Here is a 7,896-nt window from a genome sequence, read left to right on the forward strand (position 1 = left end):
GTGCCTGGGCAGATTCGAGGATGTAAATCAATGTCCTGCAGGAGGACGGGACAGGGCAGACCCCGCAGGCGCTTTTAGCGCCAAGGAGGCTTCCCGAACCGCCTGGAGCACAAAGCAACAGACCAAGTTAACACAGCATTAGGATTAAGTATAAAACCATACCATCACTCCAATAATAGTAGTAATTGGTAATTGGAGTGATAGTATGAAAATAGTAGAAAGAATATTAATAAAGGTAGTTATTATCCAATTTATCTTTCTTTTTCTCGCGCAGCTATTCTTACATCAGCTAGATATTTTTCCACAGTTAGAACAGTTAACAAAATATGAAGGAGTAAATGAAAATACATTTACTGAGATATTACAAACCTTTAACGGTGATTAAAAAAGCAGAATTCCTGCTTTTTTTTTATTCCTAAAATGGGGAAAGTAATAAGAAATTCAAATATAAAAATTTTAAAAAAAAGAGGCTTCCACCTTTCTTATGGTAAAATAAAAGTATAGGTCTACGAGACAATCATGAATGACTTAGGAGGATTTATGGAAAACAAAATATCAATTGCCATTGACGGTCCTGCTGCAGCCGGTAAGAGTACAGTAGCAAAAGTTGTTGCAGAAAAGTTATCCTACATATATATCGATACAGGTGCAATGTATCGCGCTTTGACATACAAGGCATTGGCTAATAACATTAATTTAGAAGATGAAAACAGTTTATTCAACACTTTACTAGAAACAAAGCTAGAACTTTATCCATCCCCAAATGGACAATTGGTGTTTCTTGATGGGCAAGAAGTAACAGAAGCTATTCGATCTTCAGAAGTAACAAATTCTGTTTCGCTAGTAGCTACGCACCAAAAGGTTCGTGAAGAAATGGTGAGAATGCAGCAATCCTTTGCAGTGAATGGAGGGGTTGTAATGGATGGTAGAGATATCGGGACCCATGTACTGCCAAATGCGGAGGTAAAGGTTTTCTTACTTGCAAGCGTAGAAGAAAGAGCAGTTAGACGTCATACAGAAAATCTCCAAAAAGGCTATTCTTCTAATTTAGAACAATTAAAGGAAGACATTGCCCGTCGTGATAAAATTGATTCCGAACGAGAATTTGCACCTTTAAAAAAAGCGGAAGATGCTATTGAAATTGACACCACATCTTTGTCTATCCCTGAAGTAGCTGAAAAAATAATGGTTCTCGTGTATGAAAGGGTTGGATAAGTGTGACGTTTTATTCGTTTGCAAGATCGGTTGTTGCTGGGGTTTTGAAACCATTGTATCGTACTGAAGTAATTGGATTAGAGCATTTCCCTAAAGATGGAGGAGTGTTGCTTTGCACGAACCATATTCATAATTTTGACCCTTTAGTTGTGGGTACTACTGCTCCTAGACCAGTTCATTTTATGGCAAAGGAAGAAATTTTCAAGGTCCCTGTATTGGGTAATATCGTTAGAAAGTGTAATGCTTTCCCGGTAAAGCGAGGGATGGGGGACCGAGAAGCATTAAGAGCGGGATTAAAGGTATTAAAAGACGGCAATGTTTTCGGGCTCTTTCCCGAAGGGACCAGAAGCAAAACAGGTGAAATCGGAAAAGGACTATCAGGAGCGGGCTTTTTTGCGCTAAGAACAGAAGCCGATGTGGTGCCTTGCGCTATTATTGGACCATACAAAAGTTTCGGTAAATTAAAAGTGGTTTATGGAAAGCCGATTGCAATGGAAGATATGAGGAGCAGGAAAGCTTCTGTAGAAGAGGTAACTGAATTAATTATGTCAGAAATCCATAAACTTATTAAAGAGTACCGATAGGTTCTGCTTGACAAAATACGCTATTTGTAAGAAGTTAATAAAAAGAGATCTTATTAGAATATTCACTCGTTTTTCATGTAATTAGAAAATATAAATGTAACATGCAGTAAATGGATTAAGGAGGAATACATATGTCGGAAGATATGAATCAAGTAGAAGTAAAAAATTATACCATTGGAGATAGAGTCTCTGGACAAGTTACTAAGGTAGAAGAAAAACAGGTAATAGTTAATATTCAGGATAGTAAACATGACGGTATTATCCCTATAAGTGAGCTTTCCAGCCTTCATGTTGAAAAAGCCTCTGATGTAGTTTCCGAAGGTGATGAATTAGATCTTGAAGTATTAAAAGTAGAAGAAGATGCTATCATTTTATCAAAAAGAAAAGTTGATGCTGGGAAAGCATGGGTAAATCTTGAGGAACTATTCAATAGCGGCGAAGTATTTGAAACAGAAGTGAAAGATGTAGTAAAAGGCGGTCTTGTCGTTGATCTTGGTGTACGCGGCTTTGTTCCTGCTTCTTTAGTAGAAGCGCATTTTGTTGAAGATTTTTCTGATTATAAAGGTAAGAATCTTACTTTTAAAATTGTTGAACTTGATAAGGAAAAAAATCGTTTAATCCTTTCTCACCGTGCAGTAGTGGAAGAAGAGAAGGGAAAACACAAGAAAAATATATTAAATAGTATTACGCCTGGACAAGTGATTGAAGGTACCGTACAAAGAATTACAGATTTTGGTGCATTCGTTGATATAGGTGGTATTGATGGACTAGTTCATATATCTCAATTGTCCTATCAACATATTGATAAACCATCAGATGTAGTTCAAGAAGGTCAAAAAGTAAAAGTTAAGGTTTTGAATGTGGATCGTGATAATGAAAGAATTTCTTTATCAATCAAAGAAACACAGCCAGGACCATGGTCTGATGTAGCTGAAAAAGCACCTAAGGGCAGCACATTAACTGGGACCGTTAAACGATTAGTATCATATGGTGCTTTTGTGGAAGTTTTCCCAGGGGTTGAAGGACTTGTTCATATCTCACAAATTGCACACAAGCATATTGGTACACCTCATGAGGTATTGAAGGAAGGACAAGAAGTACAAGTAAAAGTGCTAGATGCGAACGAGCAAGAGCAGAGACTGTCTCTTAGCATCAAGGACCTTCTCGAAAAAGATGCAGACGAGAACTTTGATTACGAACTTCCCGAAGAATCTAAAGGTTTTCAGCTTGGTGAAATGATTGGCGATAAATTAAAGAATCTAGGAAAATAATGGTGATAATTAGTGTCTAGATCTGAACGGAAATGGGACCATATTCGCTATGCCTTAGAAACAGGGCAAAAACGATTAACAGCATTTGATGATATTCAATTTATTCATCAAAGTTTACCAAACATTAATGTGTCAGATGTTTCTATTCACCAAAAAATTGGCGAACTTTCTTTAAGTTCGCCAATTTTTATCAATGCTATGACAGGTGGCGGAGGCGAGAAAACCTACTCTCTTAACAAGCAGCTAGCAATGGTAGCGAGGGAAGCAGGTCTTGCTATCGCAGTAGGATCACAAATGTCTGCATTGAAGGATAAATCTGAGAGATATACATATGAGGTTGTTCGAAAAGAAAACCCTTCTGGAATTCTTATCGCTAACTTAGGAAGTGAGGCAACTCCTGATTTAGCAAAAGCAGCTATTGAAATGATTGAGGCAAATGCCTTACAGATACATTTAAATGTAATCCAGGAGCTTGCAATGCCTGAAGGAGACCGGGAATTTTCTGGTGCTTTAAGGAGAATAGAAAAAATTGTAAAAGAAGTTAACGTTCCTGTTATTGTTAAAGAAGTTGGATTTGGTATGTGCAAAGAAACAGTTGAATCTCTTTCGTCTGTGGGGGTTTCTGTTGTAGATGTTGGTGGATTTGGAGGAACCAACTTTGCCGAAATAGAAAACAAGCGTAGTGATGAATCTAAAGCTTTTTTTAATCAATGGGGAATTCCTACAGCAATCTCTATTTCTGAAGCCTCGCATGCATCCATGCCCCTAACGATCATTGGTTCTGGTGGATTTTCCTCTAGCATTGATATTGCGAAAGGAATAGCATTAGGTGCGAGTGCCGTTGGCTTTGCGGGTAATTTCTTGAGGATTCTTGTTGAAGAGGGAATTGATTCTTTAGAAGAAGAAATTTCAGCCCTTCATCTTGGATTAAAAATAATTATGACTGCGTTAGGAGCCAAATCTATTTTAGATTTACAAAGTGCTCCATTAATGATATCTGGTCAAATGCATCATTGGTTAACTCAGCGAGGAATCGATACTAAAACATATAGCCAGCGTACTATAAAATAAGCTCCCGAGACACGCGGGAGCTTATTTTTTTTAACTATACTTATTATCGTTTAATCCTCTTGCTTCTTCAGGGCTTTGAAGCTTAGTTGCTCCAGGGTAATGTAACGCCTGGTCACGGTCTGATTCAACTTTTCCACTTGCTTTTAACTTTTTTTCTTGTCGATCCTTTCCCATTTCTCCACACCTCCTACTATTAACATGATTTTCTTGCCTAAAGATTATTCATTGGAAGTATGAAACTACATAAAGAATACCGATAATGGAAATAGTAGGAGGTGTGTGATAATGGAAGGTTCATTGTTTTATTGGATACTTTGGTTGTTTTGGGTTTCCATAACATTTTTTATGAACAAGCAAAATCCTTTTCGTGCAAAATTAGCCGCTTGTATTTTAGTAATCATTATTCTTTCAAATGTACATTTTACGGTTGAGCGTTTTCAGTTTTTTGCAAGTGGATTATTTTTGCTGTTATTATCTTATATTATTTTAAGTAAGAAAAAGCTGGGTTCATTGCTATATGCCTTTATTTGTTCATTTATTGTAACCATTTCATACGTTACCTTTAACTTATTTGTCATTTTTGACCCAGTCTGGGTGGTGTTTCAAAAGGAATGGATGATGGGATTTTGCTTAAGCTGCCTGGCGATTATTTTGCAAAACTCATTAAAAGACAGATTATTGATTATTGTTAGCGGCACCATGCAAGGAGAGATACTCTATGCTTTTTACCTAAGTAAATTTGAATTTACCTACCCAATAGGAGCAATCGCTTACCTAGATGTCTCTGCTTTAACCATTTTGCTGCTAGTAAGCTGGAGCGCTCTAGAAAATGCCGGTACATTCTTTCAAAATCATTTTCATTTTTTGGAAAAAGGAAAGCAAAAATCATCATAAAAAGCACATATTAAGTTTTACCATTGCAGGAAAGGATTCACATTGCTAAAATAATATGGTTAGACCCTTCTTTTGGATAGAAGGGTTTCTTTATCATTAGTACGCAATTGCTTAATTATATAATTGAGTTTCTCTGCTTTAACGATAAAATAACAAAATATTGATAAATATATGGATAGAAAGGATGGCGATTATAATGGTAAAACCTGTTATAGCCATTGTAGGGCGACCGAATGTAGGGAAATCGACCATTTTCAACAGAATTGTTGGAGAGAGGATTTCTATCGTTGAGGATATCCCTGGAGTAACGCGTGATCGAATTTATAGCTCTGGGGAATGGTTGACACATGATTTTAATGTAATTGATACGGGTGGGATTGATATCGGGGATGAACCTTTTCTCGAGCAAATTCGCCAGCAGGCTGAAGTAGCTATTGACGAAGCAGATGTTATCATTTTTCTAACAAATGGCAGAGAAGGAGTTACAGCTGCAGACGAAGAGGTAGCAAAGATTTTATATAAATCCAAAAAACCTATCGTTTTAGCCGTTAACAAAATTGATAATCCTGAAATGCGTGAACAAATCTATGATTTTTATTCATTAGGTTTTGGAGAACCTATACCAGTATCAGGTTCTCATGGACTTGGATTGGGAGACCTTCTGGATGAGGCTGCCAAACATTTTCCAAAGGATAAGGGTCAGGATTATGATGCAGATGTCATTAAATTTTCACTAATTGGCCGGCCAAATGTTGGGAAGTCATCATTAGTGAATGCAATTCTGGGAGAAGACCGTGTTATTGTAAGTGATATTGCGGGAACAACCAGAGATGCTGTGGATTCACCTTATACGTATAATGGCGATAAGTATGTCATTATTGATACGGCTGGAATGAGGAAAAAAGGAAAAGTCTATGAGAGTACCGAAAAATATAGTGTACTCCGTGCCTTAAGGGCAATAGAACGGTCTGATGTTGTTCTAGTTGTCATTAATGCAGAAGAAGGAATCATCGAACAGGATAAGAAAATTGCCGGATATGCACATGAAGCTGGCAGGGCAATAGTTATTGTGGTCAACAAATGGGATGCTGTTGAAAAAGATGAAAAAACAATGAAGGAACTTGAACAGAAAATTAGAGAGCATTTTCTCTACTTAAGTTATGCTCCGATTGTTTTCTTGTCTGCAAAGACGAAAAAACGTATTCATACACTTTTACCAATGATTAATACAGCTAGTGAAAACCATTCAATGCGTGTCGAAACTAGTGTATTAAATGATATAATTATGGATGCGGTAGCCATGAATCCAACACCAACGGATAAAGGTCGTCGATTAAAGATTTATTACACGACACAAGTAGCTGTTAAACCGCCAACCTTTGTTGTTTTTGTTAACGAACCAGAATTAATGCATTTCTCTTATGAGCGCTTCTTAGAAAATCGAATTCGTGAAGCTTTTGGATTCGAGGGAACCCCGATAAAAATTTATGCCAGAGAAAGAAAATAATTTTACGGTGGGAGTGATTTAAATGCAGGAAAATAAGGAAGCTATAGCTGTTATTGGTGCTGGCAGCTGGGGAACGGCTCTTGCGATGGTCCTAGCAGACAATGGACATGAAGTCCGACTGTGGAGTCATAATGATTCCCAAGTTAAAGAAATAAATCAATACCATATGAATAAAAAATACTTGCCAGAAATACAGCTGCCAGAATTAATTGTCGGCTATGCGTCATTAAGCGATGCATTGGCTGGAATAAAAACAGTTGTTTTAGCGGTCCCGACGAAAGCAATACGCGAAGTACTTGGGAAAGTACGCACTGTTCAAAACTCACCTTTGACCATTGCACATGTTAGTAAGGGTATTGAACCTGATTCCCTTTTGAGAATATCAGAACTGATTAAAGAAGAGATGCCAAGGGAGCTTTTAAAAGCTGTTGTTGTCCTCTCAGGTCCAAGCCATGCCGAGGAAGTCAGCAGGAGGCACCCAACCACTGTAACGGTTTCATCTGAAGATATGAGTGCCGCAGAAGAGGTACAAGATTTGTTTATAAACCATAATTTTCGGGTTTATACGAATCCAGATGTTATAGGAGTTGAAATCGGCGGCGCATTAAAGAATATCATTGCCTTGGCTGCCGGAATAACGGACGGGCTGGGGTATGGTGATAATGCGAAAGCTGCATTAATTACAAGAGGTTTAGCGGAAATAGCTCGCTTAGGAACCAAAATGGGGGCTAACCCGTTGACGTTTTCTGGATTAGCAGGAATAGGTGATTTAATTGTAACCTGTACAAGCGTCCATTCAAGGAACTGGAGAGCTGGAAACCTACTTGGTAAAGGGAATAACCTTGAAGAGGTTCTAGATAACATGGGAATGGTTGTAGAGGGTGTAAGAACAACGAAAGCTGCCTATCAGCTTGCCCAAAAGTATAACGTCAGTATGCCGATTACTTGTGCCCTTTACGATGTATTATTTAATGGGAAAAACGCAAAAGATGCGGTGGATGTATTAATGGCCCGTGGTAAAACCCATGAAATGGAAGACCTGGTGAATATTCTCGAGGAAAGAAACCTTGAAGATTAAAAATTGTGCAATTTTCACTGAAAAATAGGCATTCATTGAGTGCGTTTCCCCTCATGGTTGCATACAATGCAAGCGAAGCACACGTGTAGTATGAACCGAATTAATGGGTTGTTTAGTCACTAAGACTGAAGTAAGGAATTCGCCCCTCTTTACTTCAGTTTTTTTATTTTTGATATGGTTGTGTTGATTTGTGCTCCACTAAGGAAAGCATCTTTGAAAAATCACCGCAGGGACAGGCGGTCTTTGCCTGTCACGAGGCACTTCGCTTTCCGCAGG

The 7,896-nt window shown here is 38.0% G+C and carries 9 protein-coding genes; 8 read left to right on the plus strand and 1 reads right to left on the minus strand.

Going from position 1 to position 7,896, the window contains the following annotated elements; translation table 11 throughout:
- Positions 1 to 205: 205 nt before the first annotated feature.
- The 5 genes from CHI06_RS04715 (at position 206) to fni (ending at position 4,141) form a co-directional block, all read left to right on the plus strand.
- A complete protein-coding gene (locus tag CHI06_RS04715; RefSeq protein WP_095247275.1) occupies positions 206 to 385 on the plus strand; it encodes a YpfB family protein in 180 nt (59 codons plus the stop codon).
- Positions 386 to 540: 155 nt separating this feature from the next.
- Positions 541 to 1,215, plus strand: a complete 675-nt coding sequence (gene cmk / locus CHI06_RS04720; protein WP_095247276.1) for a (d)CMP kinase — start codon at positions 541 to 543, stop codon at positions 1,213 to 1,215.
- A 2-nt stretch (positions 1,216 to 1,217) separates the two neighbouring features.
- Positions 1,218 to 1,799, plus strand: coding sequence for a lysophospholipid acyltransferase family protein (locus CHI06_RS04725; protein ID WP_095247277.1), 582 nt, complete (start codon positions 1,218 to 1,220; stop codon positions 1,797 to 1,799).
- Between the two features lie 131 nt (positions 1,800 to 1,930).
- Positions 1,931 to 3,070 carry a 30S ribosomal protein S1 gene (gene rpsA / locus CHI06_RS04730; protein WP_095247278.1) on the plus strand — a complete coding sequence of 380 codons (1,140 nt, stop codon included), beginning with the start codon at positions 1,931 to 1,933 and terminating at the stop codon, positions 3,068 to 3,070.
- Between the two features lie 12 nt (positions 3,071 to 3,082).
- Positions 3,083 to 4,141, plus strand: coding sequence for a type 2 isopentenyl-diphosphate Delta-isomerase (gene fni / locus CHI06_RS04735; protein ID WP_095247279.1), 1,059 nt, complete (start codon positions 3,083 to 3,085; stop codon positions 4,139 to 4,141).
- A gap of 30 nt (positions 4,142 to 4,171) precedes the next feature.
- Here the strand turns inward: fni and CHI06_RS04740 are convergent, their stop codons facing one another.
- The gene (locus CHI06_RS04740) at positions 4,172 to 4,315 is read right to left on the minus strand and encodes a YpzI family protein (protein WP_095247280.1); all 144 of its coding nucleotides are present in this window, start codon (positions 4,313 to 4,315) and stop codon (positions 4,172 to 4,174) included.
- A gap of 111 nt (positions 4,316 to 4,426) precedes the next feature.
- Between CHI06_RS04740 and CHI06_RS04745 the strand changes: the two genes are divergently transcribed.
- The 3 genes from CHI06_RS04745 to CHI06_RS04755 all read left to right on the plus strand — a co-directional run bounded on the left by CHI06_RS04745 (position 4,427) and on the right by CHI06_RS04755 (position 7,620).
- Entirely contained in the window at positions 4,427 to 5,035 is a 609-nt protein-coding gene (locus tag CHI06_RS04745) for a YphA family membrane protein (RefSeq protein ID WP_095247281.1), read from the plus strand.
- 196 nt (positions 5,036 to 5,231) lie between these two features.
- Positions 5,232 to 6,542, plus strand: coding sequence for a ribosome biogenesis GTPase Der (gene der / locus CHI06_RS04750; protein ID WP_095247282.1), 1,311 nt, complete (start codon positions 5,232 to 5,234; stop codon positions 6,540 to 6,542).
- 22 nt (positions 6,543 to 6,564) lie between these two features.
- Positions 6,565 to 7,620: an NAD(P)H-dependent glycerol-3-phosphate dehydrogenase gene (locus tag CHI06_RS04755; protein ID WP_095247283.1), complete on the plus strand. Its 1,056-nt coding sequence runs from the start codon at positions 6,565 to 6,567 to the stop codon at positions 7,618 to 7,620.
- Positions 7,621 to 7,896 lie beyond the last annotated feature (276 nt).

It is taken from the genome of Bacillus sp. 7884-1 (assembly GCF_002272245.1).
Classification (GTDB): Bacteria; Bacillota; Bacilli; order Bacillales; family Cytobacillaceae; genus Neobacillus.